Origin of the sequence: Methylobacterium sp. 1030, from assembly GCF_040544715.1 — a bacterium.
Classification (GTDB): Bacteria; Pseudomonadota; Alphaproteobacteria; order Rhizobiales; family Beijerinckiaceae; genus Methylobacterium.
On the sequence record NZ_JBEPKM010000006.1, the window covers coordinates 42402 to 65962 of the forward strand.

Annotated in this window: 25 protein-coding genes, 1 tRNA gene, 1 pseudogene and 1 riboswitch; of the genes and pseudogenes, 12 read left to right on the forward strand and 15 right to left on the reverse strand. The window is 71.1% G+C overall.

Features of this window, described 5'->3' with window-relative positions; all coding sequences use genetic code 11:
• Window positions 1-15 precede the first annotated feature (15 nt).
• The 4 genes from ABIC30_RS09900 to ABIC30_RS09915 all read left to right on the forward strand — a co-directional run bounded on the left by ABIC30_RS09900 (window position 16) and on the right by ABIC30_RS09915 (window position 2382).
• Complete coding sequence (locus ABIC30_RS09900) at window positions 16-501, forward strand: ExbD/TolR family protein (RefSeq protein WP_020092810.1); 486 nt, start codon at window positions 16-18, stop codon at window positions 499-501.
• A gap of 4 nt (window positions 502-505) precedes the next feature.
• The gene (gene tolA, locus ABIC30_RS09905; protein WP_020092811.1) at window positions 506-1498 is read left to right on the forward strand and encodes a cell envelope integrity protein TolA; all 993 of its coding nucleotides are present in this window, start codon (window positions 506-508) and stop codon (window positions 1496-1498) included.
• A gap of 299 nt (window positions 1499-1797) precedes the next feature.
• On the forward strand, window positions 1798-2115 hold the full coding sequence (locus ABIC30_RS09910; protein ID WP_020665400.1) for a hypothetical protein: 318 nt from the start codon (window positions 1798-1800) through the stop codon (window positions 2113-2115).
• Window positions 2116-2121: 6 nt separating this feature from the next.
• The gene (locus ABIC30_RS09915) at window positions 2122-2382 is read left to right on the forward strand and encodes a BrnA antitoxin family protein (RefSeq protein ID WP_020665401.1); all 261 of its coding nucleotides are present in this window, start codon (window positions 2122-2124) and stop codon (window positions 2380-2382) included.
• Between the two features lie 42 nt (window positions 2383-2424).
• On the opposite strand, the gene ABIC30_RS09920 is transcribed toward ABIC30_RS09915, so the two are convergent.
• The 3 genes from ABIC30_RS09920 to ABIC30_RS09930 are packed head-to-tail and all read right to left on the reverse strand — an operon-like array spanning window position 2425 to window position 4180.
• Entirely contained in the window at window positions 2425-2907 is a 483-nt protein-coding gene (locus tag ABIC30_RS09920) for a YaiI/YqxD family protein (protein ID WP_020092812.1), read from the reverse strand.
• Window positions 2904-3107: a hypothetical protein gene (locus ABIC30_RS09925; RefSeq protein ID WP_020092813.1), complete on the reverse strand. Its 204-nt coding sequence runs from the start codon at window positions 3105-3107 to the stop codon at window positions 2904-2906. Before ABIC30_RS09925 ends, ABIC30_RS09920 begins: the two co-directional genes overlap by 4 nt.
• Complete coding sequence (locus ABIC30_RS09930; RefSeq protein ID WP_020092814.1) at window positions 3107-4180, reverse strand: adenylate/guanylate cyclase domain-containing protein; 1074 nt, start codon at window positions 4178-4180, stop codon at window positions 3107-3109. Before ABIC30_RS09930 ends, ABIC30_RS09925 begins: the two co-directional genes overlap by 1 nt.
• Before the next feature lie 297 nt (window positions 4181-4477).
• On the opposite strand from ABIC30_RS09930, the gene ABIC30_RS09935 reads away from it, so the two are divergent.
• Window positions 4478-5317, forward strand: a complete 840-nt coding sequence (locus tag ABIC30_RS09935; protein WP_020092815.1) for an aldo/keto reductase — start codon at window positions 4478-4480, stop codon at window positions 5315-5317.
• A gap of 13 nt (window positions 5318-5330) precedes the next feature.
• Here the strand turns inward: ABIC30_RS09935 and ABIC30_RS09940 are convergent, their stop codons facing one another.
• The 3 genes from ABIC30_RS09940 to ABIC30_RS09950 form a co-directional block, all read right to left on the reverse strand.
• The gene (locus ABIC30_RS09940; RefSeq protein ID WP_020092816.1) at window positions 5331-6881 is read right to left on the reverse strand and encodes a GGDEF domain-containing protein; all 1551 of its coding nucleotides are present in this window, start codon (window positions 6879-6881) and stop codon (window positions 5331-5333) included.
• A gap of 292 nt (window positions 6882-7173) precedes the next feature.
• Entirely contained in the window at window positions 7174-9360 is a 2187-nt protein-coding gene (locus tag ABIC30_RS09945) for a transglycosylase domain-containing protein (RefSeq protein ID WP_020092817.1), read from the reverse strand.
• Between the two features lie 253 nt (window positions 9361-9613).
• Entirely contained in the window at window positions 9614-10483 is an 870-nt protein-coding gene (locus tag ABIC30_RS09950; protein ID WP_020092818.1) for a LysR family transcriptional regulator, read from the reverse strand.
• 96 nt (window positions 10484-10579) lie between these two features.
• On the opposite strand from ABIC30_RS09950, the gene ABIC30_RS09955 reads away from it, so the two are divergent.
• Both ABIC30_RS09955 and ABIC30_RS09960 read left to right on the forward strand, forming a co-directional pair.
• Complete coding sequence (locus ABIC30_RS09955) at window positions 10580-10798, forward strand: hypothetical protein (RefSeq protein ID WP_020092819.1); 219 nt, start codon at window positions 10580-10582, stop codon at window positions 10796-10798.
• 4 nt (window positions 10799-10802) lie between these two features.
• Window positions 10803-11519, forward strand: coding sequence for a YoaK family protein (locus ABIC30_RS09960; protein ID WP_020092820.1), 717 nt, complete (start codon window positions 10803-10805; stop codon window positions 11517-11519).
• Window positions 11520-11556: 37 nt separating this feature from the next.
• Here the strand turns inward: ABIC30_RS09960 and ABIC30_RS09965 are convergent, their stop codons facing one another.
• Window positions 11557-11940 carry an ATP-dependent helicase gene (locus ABIC30_RS09965; protein WP_354454837.1) on the reverse strand — a complete coding sequence of 128 codons (384 nt, stop codon included), beginning with the start codon at window positions 11938-11940 and terminating at the stop codon, window positions 11557-11559.
• A 184-nt stretch (window positions 11941-12124) separates the two neighbouring features.
• Between ABIC30_RS09965 and ABIC30_RS09970 the strand changes: the two genes are divergently transcribed.
• On the forward strand, window positions 12125-12625 hold the full coding sequence (locus tag ABIC30_RS09970; RefSeq protein ID WP_020092822.1) for a hypothetical protein: 501 nt from the start codon (window positions 12125-12127) through the stop codon (window positions 12623-12625).
• A 100-nt stretch (window positions 12626-12725) separates the two neighbouring features.
• Window positions 12726-12971 carry a hypothetical protein gene (locus ABIC30_RS09975; protein ID WP_020092823.1) on the forward strand — a complete coding sequence of 82 codons (246 nt, stop codon included), beginning with the start codon at window positions 12726-12728 and terminating at the stop codon, window positions 12969-12971.
• 6 nt (window positions 12972-12977) lie between these two features.
• On the opposite strand, the gene ABIC30_RS09980 is transcribed toward ABIC30_RS09975, so the two are convergent.
• The 3 genes from ABIC30_RS09980 to ABIC30_RS09990 form a co-directional block, all read right to left on the reverse strand.
• A complete protein-coding gene (locus ABIC30_RS09980) occupies window positions 12978-14048 on the reverse strand; it encodes an acyltransferase family protein (RefSeq protein WP_020092824.1) in 1071 nt (356 codons plus the stop codon).
• Between the two features lie 116 nt (window positions 14049-14164).
• Entirely contained in the window at window positions 14165-14539 is a 375-nt protein-coding gene (locus tag ABIC30_RS09985) for an HNH endonuclease family protein (protein WP_020092825.1), read from the reverse strand.
• A gap of 15 nt (window positions 14540-14554) precedes the next feature.
• The gene (locus ABIC30_RS09990; protein WP_020092826.1) at window positions 14555-15385 is read right to left on the reverse strand and encodes an alpha/beta hydrolase; all 831 of its coding nucleotides are present in this window, start codon (window positions 15383-15385) and stop codon (window positions 14555-14557) included.
• Between the two features lie 114 nt (window positions 15386-15499).
• Window positions 15500-15605: riboswitch (TPP riboswitch) on the forward strand.
• 71 nt (window positions 15606-15676) lie between these two features.
• Between ABIC30_RS09990 and thiC the strand changes: the two genes are divergently transcribed.
• The gene (thiC, locus tag ABIC30_RS09995) at window positions 15677-17563 is read left to right on the forward strand and encodes a phosphomethylpyrimidine synthase ThiC (RefSeq protein ID WP_020092827.1); all 1887 of its coding nucleotides are present in this window, start codon (window positions 15677-15679) and stop codon (window positions 17561-17563) included.
• Between the two features lie 22 nt (window positions 17564-17585).
• Here thiC and ABIC30_RS10000 read toward each other — a convergent pair whose 3' ends face one another.
• Complete coding sequence (locus ABIC30_RS10000) at window positions 17586-18122, reverse strand: TY-Chap domain-containing protein (protein WP_049961948.1); 537 nt, start codon at window positions 18120-18122, stop codon at window positions 17586-17588.
• A gap of 236 nt (window positions 18123-18358) precedes the next feature.
• Here ABIC30_RS10000 and ABIC30_RS10005 point away from each other — a divergent pair, with 236 nt between their 5' ends.
• A complete protein-coding gene (locus tag ABIC30_RS10005; RefSeq protein WP_020092829.1) occupies window positions 18359-18697 on the forward strand; it encodes a flagellar protein FlaG in 339 nt (112 codons plus the stop codon).
• Window positions 18698-18707: 10 nt separating this feature from the next.
• Here the strand turns inward: ABIC30_RS10005 and ABIC30_RS10010 are convergent, their stop codons facing one another.
• Window positions 18708-19532 (reverse strand): class II glutamine amidotransferase, encoded by an 825-nt coding sequence (locus ABIC30_RS10010; protein WP_020092830.1) that lies wholly within the window; start codon window positions 19530-19532, stop codon window positions 18708-18710.
• Between the two features lie 118 nt (window positions 19533-19650).
• Entirely contained in the window at window positions 19651-21420 is a 1770-nt protein-coding gene (locus tag ABIC30_RS10015) for an N-acetylglutaminylglutamine amidotransferase (RefSeq protein WP_020092831.1), read from the reverse strand.
• Between the two features lie 254 nt (window positions 21421-21674).
• Here ABIC30_RS10015 and ABIC30_RS10020 point away from each other — a divergent pair.
• A tRNA-Gly gene (locus ABIC30_RS10020) sits at window positions 21675-21749 on the forward strand.
• 183 nt (window positions 21750-21932) lie between these two features.
• Here the strand turns inward: ABIC30_RS10020 and ABIC30_RS10025 are convergent.
• Window positions 21933-23097 (reverse strand): annotated as a pseudogene (locus tag ABIC30_RS10025) (IS3 family transposase).
• 58 nt (window positions 23098-23155) lie between these two features.
• Complete coding sequence (locus tag ABIC30_RS10030) at window positions 23156-23548, reverse strand: hypothetical protein (protein WP_128083336.1); 393 nt, start codon at window positions 23546-23548, stop codon at window positions 23156-23158.
• Window positions 23549-23561 lie beyond the last annotated feature (13 nt).

Here is a 23561-nt window from a genome sequence, read left to right on the forward strand (position 1 = left end):
TACCGGAGACGCCCCATGGCGATGGGATCCATTCGCGCGAACGACGACGACGACCTCGACGACGTGCCGATGTCCGACATCAACGTCACCCCGATGGTCGACGTGATGCTCGTGCTGCTGATCATCTTCATGGTCGCCGCGCCGCTGATGACCACCGGCGTGCCGGTCCAGCTGCCGAAGACCGCGGCGCCCAAGGTCGCGCAGTCGAAGAAGCCCGCCGAGGTGACGGTCGACAAGGACGGCAACCCCTCCATCGCCAAGGAGGTGTTCACGATGGAGAGCATCGTGCCGCGTCTGCGCGAGATGGCGGCGGCCGACAAGGATCAGGTGATCCTCGTGCGCGGCGACCGCGACGTGCCCTACGGCAAGGTGATGGAGGTCATGGGCCTCGTCGGACAGGCCGGCTTCACCAAGGTGTCGCTGATCGCGCAGTCGCCCGGCGGCGCCGCTCCGGCCGCGCCTGGCGCCGCCCCGGCCGCCCCCGCAGGGACCGCGCGCTGAGCCGATGAGCACCTACACGTCGACGGATATGCCGGCCGGTCTCGGCGAGCGCCGCCCGTCCGGGCTGCTCGCCGCTTTCCTGGTCGCCCTCGGGCTGCACGCCTGCGTGCTCGCCGCCGTGATGTTCCTGCGGCTCTCCCCGCCCGCACCGCCCGGCGAGCAGCAGATCACCGTCGACCTCGCGCCGCTCATGACCGACGCGGCCACCGAGGCCCCGGCGGAGCAGCAGATGAGCCAGGAGGCCCCGCCGGAGGCGAAGCCGGTGGACACGCCGCCCGACGAGGCCGTCCAGCCGCCGCCGACCGAGATGACCGAGGTGAAGCCGGAGGACACCCAGGCGGTCGAGATGCCGCAAGAGGCTCAGCCCGTGGAGGCGCAGAGCCAGGTGATCACCTCCGCGTCCGAGGCCGCCGAGCCGCTGGCGCCGCCCCCCACCGAGGTCGCCAAGTCCGAGGAGCCGCCCAAGCCGACGCCCGATCCGGCGAAGCTGAAGGCGGAGCGCGAAGCCAAGCTGCGCAAGATCCGGGAGGAGAAGCTCCGCGAGCAGAAGCGCGAGGAGGCGCGGCAGGAGCGCCTGGAGGAGATCCGCGAGGCGAAGGCCAAGGCCGCGCGCGAGGCCAAGGCCCGCGAGGCCAAGGCCCGGGCGGGCGCCGAGCGGAGTTCGGCGTCGGCCTCGCGCGAGAACGCGGCCGGTCGGGCCGCCGCGGGCAACGATCCGAGCGCCATGCGCCAGTGGCAGGGCGCCATCAGCGCGGCGATCCACAGCCGGATGAACGTGAACGCGGCCGTCGGCACCGGCGGCGGAACCGCGGTGGTGCGCTTCACCGTGATGCGCTCGGGTCAGGTGACGGGCGCCGGCGTGGCCCGGTCCAGCGGCGTCGGCCAGATCGACAGCGCCGCCCTCGCGGCGGTGCGCGGCTCGATGCCGGCGGCGCCCCCCGGCGTGACGCAGTCCAGCCTGTCGGTCTCCATTCCGCTCAACTTCCGCGTGCGCTGATCGGAGGACGATCCGGGCCGGATCCCGCTCAGCCGACCGCGAGCCCGATCCGGATCGTCCAGCGGACGCGTACGAATGGTGTGCGCCGTCAGTCCCGGTCGGCGATCCGGATTCGCCATCGGCCGCGCGGGCATGCTAAAGCCTTCGTGAACCTGCCTTCCCCGCGCGCCTGACGGCGATGCGGGAGGGCGCCGATCCGGCCTTGCCCCCCGCCCCTCGAACAGGCCGGACCCGCTCAGACCCCGTCCCGCGCAGGCTGCGCCGGGTCGGACCCGTCGAGCCGGGGTGAAAGGGACAGGATGAACGACGACACTGAGTACGACCTCGACGAGGTGAATGCCACCCGCGACGCGGAGGCGGAAGCCAAGACCCGGGCGGAGAACCGCGCCGAGCGCGCGGAACGGGCGGAGCGCATGGCTCGCGAGGGCGCCCAGGCGATGGCGGAGCACCACGCGGCCATCAAGGCGATGGACGAGCGGACGGTGCGGCTGCGCTCGCTCCGGCTCGCCAAGGAGGCCGCGGACGCGCAGGCCAAGGCGGCCGAGAAGGAAGCCAAGGCGGCCGCCAAGGGCAGCGCGAAGAAGGCCGCGCCGAAGAAGACGACCGCGAAGGGCTAGAGGTCGATGGCCGAAGACCGCAACCGCCGCCGCTTCAGCGACCCGCGCGCGGCAGCCGAGGCGGCCTTCCGGGCCGCGACGAGCCCGAAGACGGCCGCCCCGCCGCCGCAGGCCGCGCCGCGGCCGGCAACGGTCCCGGGTTCGCGGGAAGTGGTGAGCCTGCGCCTCGACAGCGCCGTGCTCGCCCATTTCCAGAAGGACGGCCCGGGCTGGCAGGACCGCATCAACGAGGCGCTCAAGGCCCTCGTCCCGGCGGCCGAGGCCTGAGACCTCCCGCGCGGGGAACGCCGTCGCGCCTGGGACCGGTGCTCAGACCGGCTTCGGCCGCTCGCGCAGGATCCGGTTCACCGCCCGGTCGAGGGCGGACAGAAAGGCCGACCGGTCGGCGCGCGAGAACGGTTTCGGCCCGCCCGTGATGGTCCCGGCCTCGCGCAACGATTGCATCAAGTCGCGCGTCGCCAGGGCGAGACCGATCCCGGCCTCGCTGAACGGCTTCCCAGTGAACGCCAGGACCGTGGCGCCGGCCTTCACGCAGCGCGCGGCCAGCGGAACGTCGGCGGTGAGCACGATGCTCCCGGCTCCGGCCCGCGCGGCGATCCAGTCGTCGGCGGCGTCGAGTTCCGGGCCGACGACCACGCGCTCGATCCAGGGCTCGCGCGGCAGGTTCAGCACGCTGTTGGCGACGACGTGGACGGTCAGGCCGTAGCGCTCGGCGACCCGGTAGGTCTCGTCCTTGACCGGGCAGGCATCGGCGTCGAGGTAGATCGGCGGGCGGGCCGGCGCGTCGCTCATGGTCGGGGCACCAGCTTCGAGGTGAAACCCGCCAGGATCAGGAGCACGCCCAGAGCGAATTGGCCGCGCTCGATATCGCCGCCCACCGACAGAACGACGGCGCGGCCGAAGACCGCGAGCCCGATCAGCGGCAGCCCGAAGCGCAGCGCCATCTTCACGGCGATCAGGGTGTTCGCCCGCGCGGTGCTCGCCCCGGCCATCAGCGGGCGACCGCGGCGCGGCGCGGCGCCAGATCCGCCACGGGTGCGGTCTCGGCGGGTCCGCGCTCGAGCGTCGCCACCGACAGCGGCGCGCCGCGGCCGCGGAGCGCGTGGGCGCCGAGGGACCGCGCCCGGACGCCGGCCGGCAGGCGCGGGAGGCGGTTGAGGAGATCCTGCGAGATCAGGATGCCGACGCCCAGCGGGCGGCACAGGGCCTCGATCCGCGACGTGACATTCACGGCGTCGCCGAAATACGCGATCTTGTGGCGGTCGACCCCGACTTCGGCCGTGACCACCGAGCCGCCGTGCAGCGCCGCCCGGAGCCGCGGGACCGTCCCGAACCGGGCTTGCCAGGCCGCGGCATCGGCCTCGATCCGGTCGAGCACCTCGAACACGCAGGTGACGCAGCGCGCGTCCTTCAGGCCGCGGGCCATCGGCCACGTCACCATGGCGAGATCGCCGATATAGTCGTCCACCGAGCCGCCGTTGCGCCGCACCGGCTCGGCGAGCGTCGCGAACACGGCGCTGAGATACTCCTGGGCGCGCAGGTCGCCGTGGGTCTCCGCGAAGGCCGTGGAGCCGACCACGTCGAGGAACAGGAAGACCCGCTCTTCCGCCACCGGCTTGTGATAGCGGCCGATCATGAAGTTCACGAACACCTCGCCGCCGATCAGGTCGCGCATCCGGATGACGAAGACCAGCAGGCCCGACACGGCCAGGGCGTAGGCCAGGACCCGCGCGGTCATGCGGGTCGCGGTCGTGAGGTCGTCCGGTGTCAGGGCGAACGCCCAGACGAGCAGGCCGCCCAGGGCGTTGCCCGCCATGATCATCAGGACATAGGCGAGTTCCGCGGCCAGCACGTAGAGCCAGGCCGGCAGCCGCCGGATCTTCGCCTGCAGGCCGGCCAGGATCAACCCGCGGTCGAACGCCAGCACCGTGGCGCCCATGCAGAGGCCGTACGTGAATCCGGCGAGGGGCGAGGCGCCGGCCGCGAAGATGATGTTGTAGAGCAACCCCGCGCCGGCCGCCGCCAGCAGGATCAGACCCCAGAATATCCGGTGGGCCGGCAGCATCGAGGCGTCTCCAGCATGGCCAGCCGACGGACCGTGCGCGGGTCCGGGCGTCGCGTGGCCCTGCGCGGCGGCGCTGCGCGGGGCGGCGCAGACTCGGCGAGCCCGCGCCGCCGGACTTCGGGCATGGGCCTAAAGTTTAGCGCCGCGGGAGGCCGCATGCCATTGCTCAACGCCCCAAGATGGCGCGAGTAAGGCGTGCCGGGTTGTTGCGCGGCCGAGCCGTGATACGCCGGCGGCCCGGGACTCGACCGGACCGCCGCCAGCAACCCCCTGTGACAGCGAAGAGGGAGCGCTGCCATGTACGCCAGGAGCTTCGGCGCGACGCGCGTCTCTGTGCCGGTGATCGGCCAGGGCACGTGGCACATCGACAGTTCGGACCGGACGGACGCGGTCCGGGCGCTGCGGGCCGGGATCGACGCCGGCATGACTCATATCGACACCGCGGAGATGTACGGGGACGCGGAGGCGATCGTCGCCGCCGCCGTCGCGGATTGCCGCGAGGAGGTGTTCCTCGTCTCGAAGGTGGTGCCGGGCAACGCGACGCGCCGGGGCGTCGCGCGGGCCTGTGAGGCGTCGCTCCGGCGTCTGCGGACGGACCGGCTGGACTGCTACCTGCTGCACTGGCCGGGCCAGCACCCGCTCGAAGAGACGATCGCGGGCTTCGAGGATCTGCGCCGTGCGGGCAAGATCCTGTCCTGGGGCGTCAGCAACTTCGACGTCGAGGATCTCGACCGCGTCCGGGCCATCGCGGGGCCGGACCGGATCGCCTGCAATCAGGTCCTCTACCACCTGAACGAGCGGGCCATCGAGCACGCCGTGCTGCCCTGGTGCGAGAAGCACGGCGTCGCCATGGTGGGCTACTCGCCCTTCGGCAGCGGCGACTTCCCCGATCCGGCCAGCGCGGGCGGCCGCGTCCTGGCGGGCATCGCGCAGAACCACGGCACGACGCCCTACGCGGTGGCTCTCGCCTACCTGACCCGGCTGCCGGGCACGTTCACGATCCCCAAGACCGGTCGCCCGGACCGGGCCGTCGAGAATGCCGGCGCGGCGGACCTGCACCTCGGCGCGGCCGAGATCGCCCTGATCGACGCGCATTTCCCCCGCGGACCGCGGCCCCGGATGCTGCCGATGCTGTGAGCCGCGGGCCCGCTCAGGCCCGCAGCGCCAGGGCCACGGGATCCGCCGGCGCGGCGGCGCGGACGCGGTTGCGCCCGGCCTTCTTGGCCGCGTAGAGGGCGGCGTCGGCCGCCGTGAACAGCCCTTCGGGCGGATCGCCGCCGGCCGGATCGGCACAGGCGACGCCGATGCTCACCGTCGCGATGCCACCGACCTCCGGGGCGTGGGGGATGCGGAGGTTCACCACGGCCCGGCGGACGCGCTCCGCCGCGACGCTGGCGGCCGTCGCGTCGACGCTCGGTAACAGGGCGACGAACTCCTCGCCGCCGATCCGGAAGCTCAGGCCGGCGGTATCGAGGGTGCGTTGCAGGCACTCCGCCACCGCTTTCAGCGCCTCGTCGCCGCGCTGGTGACCGAAGCGGTCGTTGAACTGCTTGAAGTGGTCAGCATCGACGATCAACAGCGCCAGGGGCGTCCGCAGCTGTGCGGCCCGCTTCCACTCCACGGCGAAGTGCTCGTCGTAGCTGCGCCGGTTCGGCAGGCCCGTCAGGCCGTCGGTCCGCGCGAGCACGGCGAGCGCGGCGTTGGCCTCGCGGCTGGAGGCTTCCGCGGCCACGTGGCGCCCGACCTCCCGGTGCAGCAGGATCGTCAGGCCGAAGGCGAGGAGGCAGAGGCACAGGATCAGGACGGCGACGATCGCCGCCTTGTAGATCCAGCCGCTGCGGATGCTGTCGACGTCCGTCGCCACGGTCACGATCAGCGGCAGGTCGTCGAGGTCGGCGAAGCTGTAGACCCGCTCGACGCCGTCGAGGAACGAGCGCCCCTGGAACTCGCCGCGCGCCTTGGCCCGGTACATCTTGTAGCCGGGGCTCGCGCTGATGTTCTGGCCGAGCGCCTCCGGCCGTGCCGGCGCCCGGATCAGCAGCGTCCCGTCCCGGTGGAAGACGTTCAGAGCGATGCCGTCGTCGAAATGCAGGCGCTCGAACAGCGCCTGAAAATGCGCGAGCCTGATCGATCCCGACACGATCCCGGCGAATGAGCCGTCGGGCGTCCAGATCCGCCGGGTCATGCGGATGATGGGCTCACCGGTCATGAGAGATACGGTCGGCCCGGACAGGATCAGGCCGCCTTCGGGATTCGACCGATGGAACTCGAATTCCGGCAGCGTGCGCATGTTGGGCCGGGTCCGCACGCCGGGATCGCTCGTCAGCCGGACGTCGCCGGCCGCGTCCGTGACAGCGATCGGACCGAGGCCGGAGCCCGCCACAGCCGTGTCGAACAGCGCCAGGCGCCGAATATCCGGGTCCAAGGCCGCGATGTCGGCGCGACTCGCGAGCCGTGCGGAGTTCCGCAGCGAGAGGTCGTAGACCCGCAGGCTATGGCCGACGCCCTCCTCGATCACCGCCAGGAGATTCCCGGCGTTGCGGCGGGCGTTGTGCCAAGCGACGTCCCGCAGATCCAGGCAGAGATAGACGCCGAGCAGCGCGAGGCAGAGCAGTAGGCATGTGCCGGCCGCCGCGATCAGGCGCGAGGCGCGATCGTCCAGGTGAGCTCTGATCGCTGTAGCGGTCGCGCGCAGGAGCATTGGCTCGATCGGGCTGCCACGAACCGCGCCATTGCGGTTGACGGGCTTACTGTTCACCCGATCTTACGTCCACGAAGATTGAAAAAGCGGTTATTGGCGGCACTAAGAAGCGCTGAATCACCGCTAATACAAATACAGGCCGCCGTGGCTGTCAGTCCCGCCTCGACGCGTTCACCGTGGGCCGGAGCCCGGGTGTGATCGCGCAGATGCACGAAGGCGCGCGCCGCGGGCCGCCTCTCGCCCGCAACGCGCGCCGCCGCCTGGTCCCGACGAACGCGGAAACCACGGAGCGTCAGTCACCGATGCCGAACAGCTTCTCGATGAAGTTGCGGTCGTCCTTCGGTGCGCGCCGCGACGGTGCGGCCTGGCGCGGCGCCGGGGCCTCCGGCTCGCCGAGGATCTGGCCCAGGAGCCCGCCCGGGCCCGCCGGGGCGGCACTCGCCACCGAGGCGGTCGTCTCCGGCTGGCGGCGCCAGCGGTTGAGGCCCGGGAGCGGGACCGGCGTCTGCCCCTTCAGGGCTTGGGTCATATAGGTCTTCCAGATCTCCGCCGGCAGGTTGCCGCCGGTGACCTTCTTGGTGAGCTCGCCGTCGTCGTTGCCGAGCCAGACGCCGGTCACGAGGCTGCCCGAGAAACCCATGAACCACGCGTCGCGGTAATCCTGGGTGGTGCCGCTCTTGCCCGCGAGGTCCCAGCCGGGAATGTCGGCCTTCTTGCCGGTGCCGCTGACGAAGGTCTCGTGCATCATGGCGTTCATCATGCCGTCGGCGTTGGCGTCGATGACCCGGCCCAGACCGTTGTCGGACCGCTTGTAGAGGACCTTCCCGTCCTGGCTCTTCACGGCGGTGACCACGTAGGGGATCACGCCGATGCCACCGTTGGCGAAGGCCCCGTAGGCGCCGACCATCTCCAAGAGCGTGACCTCGGACGTGCCGAGGGCGATGGAGCCGTTGGCCTGGAGCGGCGAGGTGATGCCGAGCCGCTGGGCGGTCTGGACCACGGTCTTCGGCCCGACCTCCTGGCCGAGGCGCACCGCGACGGTGTTGAGCGACTGGGCGAGCGCCGTCCGCAGGGTGACGGGACCCTCGTAGCGGTGGGAGTAGTTCTCCGGCGCCCAGTTGCCGATCCGGATCGGCGCGTCCTCCCGGACCGTGTCGGGCGTGGCGCCGTGCTCCACGGCCGCGAGGTACACGAAGGGCTTGAACGAGGAGCCGGGCTGACGCTTGGCGGTCGTGGCCCGGTTGAACTGGCTCTGCGCGTAGTCGCGGCCGCCGATCAGGGCGCGGATGGCGCCGTCCGGCCGCATCGAGACCAGCGCCCCCTGGCTGACGTTGTAGCGCGTGCCCTTGGCGTTGAGCTCGTCGGTGAGCGCCTTCTCGGCCGCCGCCTGGAGGCTCGGATCGACCGTGGTCTGGACCGTGATGTCGGTGTCGAACTTGCCGACGTAATCGTCGAGCACGTCCATCACGAGGTCGGCGACGTAGTTGGCCGACCCGCCGCCGCGGGCGTTGGCGGGCTTCGCCGGCTGGGCGAGCGCCACCTTGACGTCCTGCGCCGACGCGAAGCCCAGCTCCTGCATGGCGGCGAGCACCTGCGCGGCGCGGGCCTGGGCGGCCGGGAGGTTGCGGTTCGGGGCAAGGCGCGAGGGCGCCTGCACGAGGCCGCCGAGCATCGCGGCCTGCGCGAGGCTCACCTCCTTGGCAGGCTTGCCGAAATAGCGCTGCGCCGCCGCCTCGACGCCGTAGGCGCCGGCGCCGAAATAGACGCGGTTCAGGTAGAGTTCGAGGATCTCGTCCTTCGTGTACTTGTGCTCGAGCCAGAGCGCGAGGATCGCCTCCTGGATCTTGCGCGAGGCCGAGCGCTCCGGGGTCAGGAACAGGTTCTTGGCGAGCTGCTGGGTGAGGGTCGAGCCGCCCTGCGCCACGCCGCGCCGGGTCAGGTTCTGGCCGATGGCCCGCATGATACCGACCGGGTCGACGCCGAAATGCTGGTAGAAGCGCCGATCCTCGATCGCCACGAAGGCGCGCGGCAGGTAGGGCGGCAGCTCCTTGATCGACACGACGCGGCCGCCGGTCTCGCCGCGGTTGGCGAGCAGGGAGCCGTCGCTCGCCAGGATCGCGATGTTGGGCGGACGCTTCGGCACCGCGAGCTGGTCGATCGGTGGCAGCTGCGAGGCGTGGTAAGCGATGAGCCCCGCGAGCCCGATCACCCCCCAGAGGCCGAGGACGACGCAGCCGTAGACGATGCGGCCGAGCCAGGAACGCCGGCGTCGGCCGCGACCCGAGGCCTTCGCCCGCCCCGTTGTCCGCGCCGGCGCCTTGCTCGGCTGCCGCGCTCCGCCGCCCGATCGCTTCGCCACGCCGTCTCCTGCCCCGGGGCGGTCCTCACGGGTCAGGCGCAGGTCGAGTTCGCCGCGATCCCGCGCGCGCCCTTCGGGCACGTCGAAGTTCGGCTCAATCCTGCCCCGACCCTTGGCCATGCATCCCGTTCTCGAATGTTCCGCCGCGATGCGCGACCGTCAGGCACGCCGCAGGACGGTTTCCGCACGCCAAATGCGGCGGTTTCGCGCCCCGTCCGGCAACGACACCGGGGCCGGCACCGCCGGCGATCCTTGTCGAAACCGTTTGTGACCGCTTCGCGGTACGGTGCGGAAAAAGGCTGGCCAATCCGTTAAGGACCGCGCCGGACGGTCGGGATCGAGCCCGGCCACCGCGTGTTGGGACGACGCTGCCCTAGCGCGCGGCGCCCTGAAGCTCGCCCGTGCTCGCCAGGATCGTCTCCTGCAGCGCGGTCGCCGCCGCGTGGTGGCGACCCGGGCCGAGCACGACGAACTCGACCGCGCCGAGCGGCGGCAGGCCGGCCGCCTCGGAGATCGCGGCGAGGCCCGGCGGCAGGATCTTGGCCGAATGCGGCGCGATGCCCAGGCCCGCCTCGACGGCGGCCCGCAGCCCCATCAGGCTTCCGCTGGTGCAGGCCACCCGCCAGGACCGGCCCACTGCCTCGAGGGCGTCGAGCGCCAAGGTGCGGGTCATCGACGGTGGCGGGTAGAGCACGAGGGGCAAGGGCTTGGCCGGATCCGGCACGAGGCCGGGCCGGCCCGTCCAGATCAGATCCTCCGCCCAGGCCAAGGTCCCGCGCGGGTCGCCGCGCCGCCGCTTGCAGAAGATCACGTCGAGCTCGCCCGCATCGTAGCCCTGGTAGAGGGCGCGGCTCAGCCCGACCGTGATCTGCAGATCGACCGCGTCGTGCCGATCGGCGAAGCGGGCCAGGACCTGTGCCAGGGTCGACAGGGTGTAGTCCTCGGAGACGCCGAGCCGGATGCGGCCGCGCAGGCCTTCCGGCGAGAAGAAGGCGCGCAGCCGGTCCTGCGCGTCCACCACGTCGCGGGCGAAGCCGATCATGGCCTGACCGTCCGGCGTGGGCGCGACCCGGTGGGTGTCCCGCGTCAGGAGCGCGCGACCGAGCGCCTGCTCTAGCCGGGCGATGTGCCCGCTCACCGTGGATTGCCGCAGACCGAGAGCCTGCGCCGCGGCGGTGAAGCTGCGGCTCTCGACGACGGCCAGGAACGAGCGCAGCAGCTCGATGTTCGGGTTGCCTATCATGAGTCACGATAACCGATATCGGTAACCTGCGGGCGCCGCGCAGCGTTAGGGTTCGGGACAACCCCGTCCCAGAGCCGCGCCGCGAAGCCTTGCCCGATGTCCGCACCCGTTATCGTGACCACGCTGTTCGTCGGCGGCCTCATGGCGATCCCGACGCTCGGGAAATGGGCGACGCAGGTCACAGAGGTGCTCGCCTCCCTGCTGGCGATCGCCACCGTGCTGGTCGCGATCCTGTATCTCTGCGATCGCTGGCCCGACTACTTCGCCAATCCGCGGATGCCGGTCGGCCTGACGGCGACGCCCTTCGCCGACTGAGACGATGAGTCGTCCCGCGCGAGCTCGGAGACCGGGGAGCGATCCCTTCGCCGGCGCCGCCCTGGCGTTCGTCGCCGGCTTCGTCGACGCTGCGGCCTTCATCGCCCTGACCGGCCTCTTCACCGCTCATGTCACCGGCAACTTCGTCCTGATCGGCGCCGAGCTGGTCGCGAGCTCCAGCGGCGTGGTGGCCAAGCTCCTGGCGCTGCCCGTCTTCGTCGGAGCGGTGGCGGGGGCGCGGGTCCTGGCCCTGGCGCTGGAGCGGCGGGCTTTCGACCCCCTGCCCTGGCTCCTCGCCGTGGAGGTGACCCTGCTCGCGGGATTCGGGCTGTGTGGCACCGTGTGGTCGCCCCTCGGCGGAGCGGACAGTGCCGCTTCCATCGCCGTCGGCATGCTCGCGGTCGCGGCCATGGGGTTACAGAACGCCATCGGCCGCCTGTCTCTCGGCCATCTCGCCCCCACCACGGTCATGACGGTGAGCGTCAGCCAGGCCGTCATCGACGCGACCGACCTCGTCCTGGGACGCGGCCCACAGCGCGATCAGACCCGGGAGAGGTTCCTGCGCGTGCTTCCGGCGATCGCGGCCTTCGCCGCGGGCGCGCTGTTCGGCGCCTTCGGGATCGCCCATCTCGCCTTCGGCAGCATCGTCCTGCCGCTCGGCGTTCTGACGGCCCTGATCGTCCTGGCCGCGGCGCCAGGAGACGCCGGCGCCGGGCCGTGAGGAGCCGCGCCGCGCGGCGCTCGGGCGGCGACCGCCGTCACCGCTCGGCCGGCGGTTCGGGCGATGGCTTACCCAGCACCCGTCGCGCCTCGGCGAGCAGCACGGGATGGCGGGCCGCCTGCGGACCGGAATCCGGCGTCTCGCGGCCGAGCCGGGCGATGCGCGCCCCGAACAGGCGCCGGCGCAGACCGAACCGGCGGACGCTCATCAACAGCGCCTGAAGCACGAGGCGGACCGCCTCGGTCCGCTCGCGCTCCTCCACGATCGCCGCCGCGAGAGCGGCCTCGCGCCGGAGCGCGGCTTCGAGCTCCACCCGGACGGCGGCGCGGGCCGCCTCGTCCTTGCGCGCCGCGTCGAGCTGGATCCGGCATTCCTGGAGTGCGCTGAGCAGCAGAAGCTCCTGCGCGGACGCATCCCTCATCAAGGCCTCCCGGGGCGCCGTCTCCCGTCCGACGACGGGGCGTTCCGCCCGATCACCGTCGCGCCGGCCGCGGACCGGCCCGCGCGCATCCTTGTGCGACGCCATAGCGAGCGCGGCCGCTGGCCGGAAGCCGCCGACCGGATTATTCGGCACCCGCACCGCGAACCACGGGGGAATCGGGGACGTGCAGATTCGGATCGCTCTGGCCTTCGGGGCCATCACGCTGGGAGGCGGCGCGCTGGCACCCGCCCCGGCCCAGGCCTACCAGCTCGACACGGTGAACCTGGTCGGCTGCGCGCAGGAGGGCGGCGTCTGCCGGATGCCCTATCCCACCAACGTCTATTACGGCGTGCCCGGCCGGACGAACGGCCGGCCGTTCCCGCAGGGCGGCGTCGTGCCCTGCAACACCCAGACCTTCGGCGATCCGGCGCCGGGCCAGGCGAAGAGCTGCTGGTACGCTCCGCGGATCAACGCGGGCGGCGGTGGGGGCTACGGCGGCGGCTACGGCGGTGGCGGCGGGGGTGCCTACGGCGGCGGGGGCGGCTACCGGAATGACGGCTACGACGACCGGCGCGACGCCTACCGCGACCGCCGCGACTACGACCGCCCGCCGCCGCGCCGCTCCTACGACGACGATTACGGGCCGGGGCCACGCCGCTACCGGGGTGATCCCGACGAGTACTGATCTCGGTCGAGCAGGGCAGGCACGGGAACGTATTTGCCCTGTTAACCGCGATCCGGCATCGTCCGGCTCCGCGGAGCCACGAGACGGGACGGAGGAGCTGATGACGGAGAATCGCCGCGGCACCTTCCGGAAGAACGCCTTCACGTTCGGCGCCGTGCTGCTCGACGGCGGCGAGGTGAGCTGCCTGGTCTGGGACGCCACCGACGTCGGCGCGCAGATCGAGGTCGAGGACGATCAGGCCGTGCCGGACCGCTTCGCGCTTCGTGTCAGCACGGGCACCGAACCGCGCCCGGCCACCGTGGCGTGGCGGCGCAGCCGGCGGATCGGTATCGCCTTCGACGGCTGAGGTCCCTCAGGTCGCCTGCAGGGCCGGGCTCGGCTTAGGCCCGGACCCGGCCAGCCGGAACCGGCGCGGCCGGACGAACAGCAGGTCGAGCGCCGTTCCGCGGACCAGCCGCTCCAGCATGAGCGGCAGGACAACCGCCATCGCCATGACGGTCAGGCTGGCGAGGCCGATATCGGCGATCGCGCCGGTGCGCACGAGGATCTCCCGGGTCGCCGCCATCGGCAGCGAGAAGGCGAGGTAGATCACGATCGAGCGCTGGCCGCAGGTCCGGACCGCCTCGGCGACCGGACCGCCGGCGCGGCCGATGAGAGCCGCCGCCACCAAGATCGCGAGGGCACCGGCCCCGCCGAGGGCGAGGCTCACCAGCGGCAGGCTGGCGAGGGTCGGATGATCCGGCAGGCCCGACGGGGTCAGCGCGAGCCAGCCTTCCAGGACCGCCCAGGCGCCGAGGCCGCAGAGGGCGAGCGGGACGCGGCGGCGCGCCGCGTCGGCGAGCGCGAAGATCCGCCCGGCGAACAGGTAGCCCGCGACGAAGTAGACGTAGCGGGCGCAGAACTCCTCGATCAGGGTCGACTCGCTGCGGATGTCGGCGATCTGCAGCAGGGCGGCGCCGGCGAGGAGCACGCCGCCGGGCACGCGGCGCAGGGCCTTGGTGACCACCGAGAACACCGCCAGCAGGTAGATGAACCAGAGGCTGGAATAGGGCTCGATCAGCGCGTGGGCGAGATGCGCCGCGAAGGCCGCGGGACCGGCATCGCCGACGATCTTGCCGTACTTGGCGACCGACTGGATCACCAGCCAGAGCAGGTAGAAATAGGCGAAGTGGACGACCCGGCGGTCGGAGAACAGGCGCCAGTCGCGGTCGATCACCCGCCCGACGAACAGTCCGGAGAGCAGGAAGAAGTCCGGGATGCGGAACGGCTTCGCGAAGGCGACGATCGGGTGGAGGAAGCCCTCGCCGCCCATGGCCTCGCCGGTGCCGATGACCGAATGCATCATGACGACCAGGAGGATGCAGATCCCCTTGGCGATATCGACCCAGGCGAGTCGATCCCCCGTATCCCCGACCCCGGCCATCGTCCGAACCCTCGCGATCGGGGCGATCCTGGACCGGTTCGGGTTGACGGCAAGGAACGGGGCGGCGGCCACCTGCGGATGTGACGAACGCCCGGTAAACGCCGGCCGGGCAGGTGTCAGATCTTGCGGCGCGCCGACTTCCGCTCGCGGGTCATGCGCGTGGCGGCGTGGAAATCGTCGGGCTTGCCGCGGACCCAGACGAGGAAGCGCGCGATCTCCGGATCGGCGCGCAGGGCCTCGACGTCGGCGAGGCGCTTGGCGATCTCCGCCTCGCTGTAGCGGGCGTGGATCGCCGAGTGGCAGATCTGGTGCAGCCGGACCGTGCCGCGATGGGTCCCGCCCTTCAGCTTCGGCGTGAGGTGATGGAGGCTGGAGCGGGCGCGGCGCGGGATCGGGCGCTCGCAGAGGGGGCAGACCGGGTCCGGCGGGCCCGGGACGCCCGGCGCGTCCGGATCCTCGGCGCTCCAGCGCTGCGAGCGCCGTCCGACCACGCGAGCCTCCCTCTCCTACCCCTGCTGGTCCACCGGCTGCGGGCAAGCCGGACCGACGCCCTGTCCGAACAGCGCTTCGGCCTCGCGATCCCGGCTCCCCAGGATGGAGACGTGGTCCCCCGGGATCACGTCGATCCGCGCCCGCGGGCCGGCCGCCTCGGCGAGGTTCCGCGCCAGCTTGGCCGGCACCACCGTGTCGTCGCGGCCCTGCACGATCAGCACGGGCGCCGACCCGTCGCGGATGCGCAGGTCCGAGCGGTACGTGTCGCGCAGGAGCCAGATCGGGGCTAGCGGGACATGCAGCCGCACGGTGTGGGTCATCGAGTCGAACGGCGCCTCCAGGTACAGGCCGATCGTCGGCACCCGTTCGGCGACGGCCACGGCCACGGCGGCCCCGAGGGAGTGTCCGTGGAGGAGGATCGGCGCGTCGGGCGCCCGCGCCCGCGCGGCCTCGACGGCCGCCAGCCCGTCGCGGATCAGCCCGTCCTCGCTGGGGCTGCCGGTGGAGCCGGGATAGCCGCGATAGGCCACAGTGAGCACGCCCCAGCCGCGCGCCCGCCAGGGCTCCGCGGCGAAGCGGGCCGCGTGCGGCTCGGGGCGGGACCCGTTGCCGTGGAAGCTCACGACGACGCCGCAGCCCGGCCGCGGAGGCCGCCACAGGCCGTGCAGGGTCTCGCCGTCGGGGGTCGCGACCGTGATCGTCGCGAGGCCCGGCGGGATCGTCCACGGGTTCTGCGGCCCGAAGGCGCCCGGATAGAGGAACCGGCGCTGCCCGAGCGCGAGCGCGGCGCAGGCCAGCCCGCAGAGGAGGAGCGCGGCGAGCAGGAGGCCGGCGATGAGGCGCATTGCGGTGCGATTGCGGCGGGGGAGAACGCGTGCGTTCGGACGAACGGTTTCGGGGATGTGTTTTCTAGGGCGGCCGGTCAGCATTGACAAAGCCGTCCGCGGGCCCGAGTCTGGAACCGTTCCGAGGGGGGCCCTGAAGAGGGCTGAGATTGGGCACGCTGCCCTGACCCTTGAACCTGATCCGGCTCATACCGGCGGAGGGACGGGAACCTGCGGTCGCATCTCGCGCGACCTCATCTCATCTCGGCCATCGCGTGGACCGGACCGCTCCAGCACGAGGAGAGGCCCACGATGAACGCACCCGTTCTCCCGAAGGACGTGAAAGGCAGCCCCGAGACCGTGACCACGGGTCCGGTCACCGGATCGCGCAAGGCGTACGCGAACCCGGCCGGGCGGCCGGACATCCGCGTCCCCTATCGCGAGATCGTCCTCTCCGATCCGAAGGAGGAAGCGGTGCGGGTCTACGACCCGTCGGGCCCCTACACCGAGACCGATGCCCGCATCGACCTCAATGCCGGCCTCCCCGGCGTGCGCGAGCCCTGGGTCGCCGCCCGCGGCTACGCGGCCGTCGCGCCGCGCGCGGTGAAGCCCGAGGATAACGGATTCGCGGGCGACAAGCTCGTGGCCCCCTGCCCCGCCGAGCGGACCATCCGCAAGGCGGCCCCGGGCCAGATGGTGACCCAGTACGAGTTCGCCCGCGCGGGGATCATCACCGAGGAGATGATCTACGTCGCCCACCGCGAGAACGTCTGCCGGGAGGCCATGCTCGCGGGCGCCGAGGCCGCGCTCGCGGACGGCCAGAGCTTCGGGGCCTCGGTCCCGCCCTTCATCACCCCGGAATTCGTCCGCGACGAGATCGCCCGCGGCCGGGCGATCATCCCGGCCAACATCAACCACACCGAGCTGGAGCCGATGGCGATCGGCCGGAACTTCCTGGTCAAGATCAACGCCAACATCGGCAACTCCGCCGTGACCTCCTCGGCCGCCGACGAGGTCGAGAAGCTCGTCTGGTCGATCCGCTGGGGCGCCGACACGGTCATGGACCTGTCCACCGGCCGCAACATCCACAACATCCGCTCGTGGATCATCCGCAACAGCCCGGTCCCGATCGGCACGGTGCCGATCTACCAGGCGCTGGAGAAGGTCGGCGGCGACCCGCTCAAGCTCGACTGGGAGGTCTTCAAGGACACGCTGATCGAGCAGGCCGAGCAGGGCATCGACTACTTCACGATCCATGCCGGCGTGCGGCTCGCCCACGTGCCGCTGACCGCCCGGCGCGTCACCGGCATCGTCTCCCGCGGAGGCTCGATCATGGCGCGCTGGTGCCTGGCCGGGCACCGGGAATCGTTCCTCTACGAGCGGTTCGACGAGATCTGCGACATCATGCGGGCCTACGACGTCTCGTTCTCGCTGGGCGACGGCCTGCGCCCGGGCTCGATCGCCGACGCCAACGACGCCGCGCAGTTCGGCGAGCTGGAGACGCTCGGCGAGCTGACCAAGGTCGCCTGGGACAAGGGCTGCCAGGTGATGATCGAAGGCCCCGGCCACGTGCCGATGCACAAGATCAAGGTCAACATGGAGAAGCAGCTGAAGGAGTGCGGCGAGGCGCCGTTCTACACCCTCGGCCCGCTGACCACCGACATCGCCCCGGGCTACGACCACATCACCTCGGGCATCGGCGCCGCCATGATCGGCTGGTTCGGCACCGCGATGCTCTGCTACGTCACCCCGAAGGAGCATCTCGGCCTGCCGGACCGGGACGACGTGAAGACCGGCGTCATCACCTACAAGATCGCCGCCCACGCCGCCGACCTCGCCAAGGGGCATCCCGCCGCGCAGCTCCGGGACGACGCGCTCAGCCGCGCCCGGTTCGACTTCCGCTGGGAGGACCAGTTCAACCTGGGCCTCGATCCGGATACCGCCCGGCGCTTCCACGACGAGACCCTGCCGAAGGACGCCCACAAGGTCGCGCATTTCTGCTCGATGTGCGGGCCGAAATTCTGCTCGATGAAGATCACGCAGGACCTGCGCGCCGAGGTGCTGGCGATGGAGGAGGCCGGCGAAGTCGTGGGCGCGGCGCCCGCGATGTCGAAGGCCGAGGCCGAGGCCGGCATGCGGGCGAAGTCGCAGGAGTTCCTGGCCGAGGGCGGCAAGCTCTACGTCGACGCCGCCGAGTGAGACGGGCGCGCGCCCGGTCCGCTCAGGATTCGGGCGCGCCGCAGCCCCGCCCCGGCGTTCCGCCGTGCGGGGCCTCGATATCGAGAATGTCGCCTGGGCGGGCGCCGTAGGCATCGTGCAGCGCCGCGAGCATCAGATCCGCGGCGATGCCCGTGTCGGGCGGCGATCCCAGCTCCACGAGGCGCGCGAAGTTCTCCGCCGGGTCCGCCTGGACGTATCCGAGCGCCGCCAGAGCCTGCCGTGCCGTCGCATCCAGCCGCAGGCGCCTTCGGCCGGGTGGCCCGTAGGCGCCCGACGCGGCCTCGCAGAACATCCGCGTATCCCGATCCTGGAAGATGCACTGGACGTAGCGCTGCGCCTGTCCGTGCGGCGCGACGACGATGAAGCGGTCGCGCGAGACGTCGACCGGCCCGCGCCTGTGGATGGCGTCGAGACGCTCCACGACGGCGCAGCGGTGCTCGCGGATGAACGGCGCGCGCGTACCCGGATCGCCAGCCGCGGCCGGCGCGGCGAGCGCGGGACTGGTCGCCAAGACGAGCATCGCCGAGATCCTGTACATCGCGTGCTCCACGCTGCGCGGGGCGGGCCGCAGTCCCGTCGCGGGAAGACGAACCGGCTGGGCGCCGAGTCGACCCAGGAGAAAATTCAGCACGGATTTGTGTCGCGCAGGTAACGCGATGTTCATCGCATCTCCGATTCCGCCACATCATCCGGTGGACCGGCGGTCGCCATTAAGGAACGATTAGGCAGGACCGCGCCTCAATCCTTCGATCACAGGATCGCAGGAGACCGGCGATGGAGATCCGAACGCTGACATCCACGACGCCGGGGCCGCAGGGCCTCGACGCGCTCGGAGCGACGGCCGCCGCCGCCGTGACCCAGCAGGCGCCCGAGCCCGAGACGTCCGCCAAGCCGCTCGAGCCCGCGGTGAAGCTCGACATCGGCACGAACGGCGGCAAGGCGCGGTACATCCAGGATCCGGACACCAGCTCGATCGTGTTCCAGGTGGTCGATCCGTCGTCCGGCAACGTGATTGACCAGCTCCCGAGCGAGACCGCCCTGCGCAATCGCGCCTACGATTCCGCCCGCAGCACGCAGGGTTCGCAGAGCGGCAGCCTCTCCCGCGTCGCCTGAGCGGAGTCGCTCAGGCGCGCAGCCGGCGGACCGAGTCATCGACCGGCGGCGCGGCCAGGCCGAACTGCGCCAGCGGCAGGATCTCCACCGGCGCGTCCCGCCGCGCGACGAGCACGCTGTTCTCGGCGACCGTCGTCCAAGTGCCGTGATCCCGGTCGAGCGGCTCCGAGGCGACGACCACGCCGCCCTCCGAAGCGCGGTAGTAGAGCGAGTTCGCCTTGTCGTTCGCGGCGTAGCGGAACGCGTAGAGATCGCGCCCGTCGGCCAGCGCCGCGGTGAACCGGAACGGATGCGGCCCGGCGAGATCCGTGAGGCGCGCGAGCGCGCGCGCCGTCGCCTCGACAGGATCGCGGCGCGGCCCCGGTCCCATCAGGCCGCAGCCCAGAAGCCCGAGGAAGATCGCTTCGGAATCGGTGGTCCCCGCGCGCGACGGGTACAGCTCGTCCGGGATCAGCGCCTCGACCGGGCGCCGCAGGCGGCTCCAGTCGCCGATATAGCCGTTGTGCATGAACAGCCACGGGCCGCAGGCGAAGGGATGGCAGTTCGGCCGGGTGATCGGCGTGCCGGTCGCGGCGCGCACGTGCGCGAAGAACAGGTGCGAGTGCAAGTGCCGGCACAGGTAGCGCAGGTTGTCGTCCGACCAGGCGGGCTGGACCTCGCGGTACCGGCCGGGCTCCGGGTGATCGCCGTACCAGCCGAGCCCGAACCCGTCGCCGTTGGTCGCCGCGGTCGATTCGAGCGCCGCGATGCTCTGCGAGACGAGGCTGTGGGACGGCTCGGTGACGTAGTGCTCCAGCGGGATGGTGCGTCCCGCATAGGCGATCCAGCGGCACATCGACGGGCTTCTCCGGGTGTCTGTCGACCGGCTGATCCGGGACGATCGTGGACAAAGCGCGGCACCTTGAGCGCGCGGTCGATCACGATCCGTCGCGAAAGGCGTGCCGCGGCCCGTCTCAGACGCCGTGCGTCTGGAGCCAGCTCTCCAGGAGGGCCACCTGCCAGAGCTTCGAGTTGCCCTTGGGCGTCAGCGTGCCGTCGGGATCGGCGAGCAGATGATCGACGTAGGCGCGGTTGAAGATGCCACGCGCGCGCGCCTCGGGCCGGTCCAGCACGTCGCGGACGTAGTCGAGGAACGTGCCGCGGATGTGCTTCAGCGCCGGAACGGGGAAATACCCCTTCTCGCGGTCGATCACCTCGGCCGGGACGATCGTCCGCGCGGCCTCCTTGAGGATGTACTTGCCGCCGTCCCGGACCTTGAGCTCCGCCGGGATGCGGGCCGCCAGCTCGACGAGGTCATGGTCGAGGAACGGCACCCGCGCCTCGAGGCCGCAGGCCATCGTCATGTTGTCGACCCGCTTGACCGGATCGTCGACCATCATGACCTCTTGGTCGAGTTGCAGAGTCTTGTCGATGGCGCTGTCGCTCCGCGAGTTCGCGAAGAAGGTCGCGATGTAGTCGGTGCTGTGGTCGCCGCCGACCATGTCGGGCGTCAGGGCCTCCCGCATCTCGGCATGGTCGCGGTCGAAATACGCTTTCGCGTAGTCGGCGACCGGGTCCGTCGAGCCCATCAGCTTCGGATACCAGTGATAGCCGCCGAACACTTCGTCGGCGCCCTGCCCGCTCTGGATCACCGTCACGTGCTTGGCGACCTCCTGCGAGAGCAGGAGGAAGGCCACCGCGTCGTGGCTCATCTGCGGCTCCGACATCGCCGCGATGGCCGCGGGCAGTGCCTCCAGCGTCCGGGTGCCGTCGACCGCGAGCTTCGTGTGGTCGGTGGCGAAGGTCTCGGCGATGATGTCGGAGTACCTGAACTCGTCGCCCTCCACGCCGTTCACCGCGTCGAAGCCCACCGAGAAGGTCTTCAGTCCGCGCTGCCCGCCGCGCGCCAGCAGGGCAACGAGCAGCGAGCTGTCCAGGCCGCCCGAGAGAAGGACACCCGTCGGGACGTCGGCGACCTGACGGCGCTCGACGGCGGTGCCGAGGGCCTCGAGGACGGCCTCGCGCCAGTCCGCCTCGGTCCGGCCACGGTCGGCCGCGCGGGGGCCGATCGCCAGGGTCCAGTAGGTCGACGCGTGCCGCGTCCCGTCCCGCTCGATCGTCAGGATCGTCGCCGGTGGCAGCTTGCGCACGCCCTTGAGGATGGTGAGCGGGGCCGGGACGCCCGCGTGCCAGCTCATGTAGTGGTGGAGCGCGACCGGATCGACCGCGGTATCGACGTCTCCGGCGGCGAGCAGGGCCGGGAGCGACGAGGCGAAGCGGAAGCGGCCCTTCGACTCGCTGTAATAGAGCGGCTTCACGCCGAGCCGGTCGCGCGCCAGCACGACTCGCCCGGAATCCCGCTCCAGGATCGCGAAGGCGAACATGCCGGCGAAGCGCTCGACGCAGGCAGGTCCCCAGGCGTGGAAGGCCTTGAGCACCACTTCGGTGTCGCTCGTCGAGAAGAACGCGTAGCCCTTCGCCTCGAGTTCGGCGCGCAGCGCGCGGAAATTGTAGATGCAGCCGTTGAACACGATCGCGAGCCCGAGGGCAGGATCGATCATGGGCTGCTGCCCGGCCTCGGACAGGTCGATGATCTTGAGCCTGCGATGGCCGAAAACGACCCGGCCGGAACCGAAGAGCCCCGCTGCGTCGGGCCCGCGCGGCCGCAGAGATCCCATCATCGCGTCGACGGCGGCGGGGTCCGCCGGCCGGTCGAAGCAGATCTCGCCGCAGATTCCGCACATGGTGTCAGCAGGGTCTCGGTCCGGCGCCACGCGCGCTTCTTGGAGCGAAACGGCTCGCGCGCCGCGGCGTTCCGCCGACCCGGCCGGGACGCCGCGCCGGGCTCACGCGGGGCCGCCCAGGGATCACGACCATGAGATGCCGGACCCGTTTGACGCCATCGCCGTGGAACTGCTAGACCATGGCCGTACATGAGCGCACGGCGCCGTTCGGAGTTCGCGCTCCGCGACAGACCTTATCCGTGCCGACCATGTCGGCGGGCGTAGTTCAGTGGTAGAACGTCAGCTTCCCAAGCTGAATGTCGTCGGTTCGATCCCGATCGCCCGCTCCAATCCTCATAAGCACTTCGTAGGGGACCGTGGTACGCTGACAGGCGAGCGTACCACCAGCGTACCACCGTCAGCCGAATCAACGCTCGCTTCCGCGTTGTCCGAGCGCACGCGAACTGCCACGCTGCCGGGACGACGACCCTCACCTGACTTGGCCGGTATTTTGGCCCGGGCCGAGTGGGAGGCTACTGCATGGTAGCGGCCATGGGTAGCCGGAAGGCCAGATCTGGGAAGCTGACAGGCGCAGGTGGCCGATAGCCAAGCGACGAGCGCGGTCGGACGCGGTTGTAGGTGGATTGCCACAGACCAATCACGACCTGCGCCTCCTTCAGCGAGTCGAAGATCTCTTGGCGTAGGCACTCGTCGCGCAGCCTACCGTTGAAGCTCTCACAGTAGACGTTCTCCCACGGCGATCCCGGTGCGATGTACTGGATCTGCGAGCCAGCTTTGGCGACCCACTGGCGCAGCGCCTTCGAGATCATCTCGGGGCCGCTATCGCAGCGGATGTGCTCCGGGATGCCGTGCAGGCACATGGCGTCGGCCAGTGCCTCGATCACACCGAGGCTGTTGATCCGCCGCGCCACCTTCAGCGCGAGGCACGCCCGGCTGTGCTCGTCGATCAGCGTCAGGATGGGCAAGGTCCGGCCGTCGTGCGTCTGGGCCTGCACGAAGTCGAAGCTCCAGACGTGGTTGCGGCGGAGCGGGCGCAGCCGTTTGCCCGAGCCGTCGTTCAGCCAAAGCCGGCCGCGCGGCCGATGCTTCTGCGGGACCTTCAGCCCCTCGCGACGCCAGATGCCCTCATCCTGAGGTTCTCGAAGGATGAACCCGGTCCTTGCCCACCTGCCACCCTGCCGCCTGCAGCAGCGCGGTGACGCGGCGATAGCCATAGCGCCCGTACTCGGACGCCAGGGCGATGATGGCGCGGGTCAGCTCATCCTCGTCCGCCAACAAGGTCGGCACGTAGCGTTGCGTGCCGCGGTGCTGACCGACGATCCGGCAGGCGTGACGTTCGGAAGAGACCGTACTTCTCCCGGATCCCGTCCACCGCCTGCCGGCGTCGCTCGGGGGCTACAAGTTTCCCGAGGCGACGTCCGCCAGCACCTGATCCTCCAAGGATAGATCGGCTACCAGCCGCCGCAGCCGCGCGTTCTCGCGCTCCAGGCTCTTCATCTTCCTGGCCTGATCGACTTGGAGACCGCCGTACTCCTTGCGCCAGCGGTAATAGCTCTGCTCGGAGATCTCCGCCTCCTTGCACGCCAGCGCCAAGCTCTTGCCCTGGGTCGTCTGCACCTCGATCTGGCGCAGCTTCAGCACCACCTGCTCCGCACTCGTCTTCTGGCCTCGCCCCATGTTCAACTCCCTCGGTCCCAACTGATCCTCTCAATCAGGCCGGTCCAAAGCCAGCCGGTCAGGTCAGTCCAACCGGCAGGCTTCGCTTGGATTCATAGACGTTCGGCCGGGAGATCTGGCCGGCTACCGGGACGTCATGAGGCGCCATATCGGACCCGCCGCCGGCAGGCTCGTCGCGTCCGGCCGGTTCAGAACGTTCCGGGCCATGGAGACGGCTGTCGTGCTGTTTCAGGACCCCGCCCTCAGAACGGGGCGGAACCAGATCCACCTTTGCGAGGTCGATGCCGCCAGCTTCAGGGGGTTTGGCCGAGAATTGGACGCCCTCACCGACAGCGATGCCCCGGAAGGCGGCTTCGCGGGTGTCTTCGCGGATCTCGCTCCGATGCGCACGATCCCCCGGTAAACCTTCAATGACATAGTGGTGGAGGCCGACCTGAGTCTTGCGCGGCAAGCCGCCGGTTCAA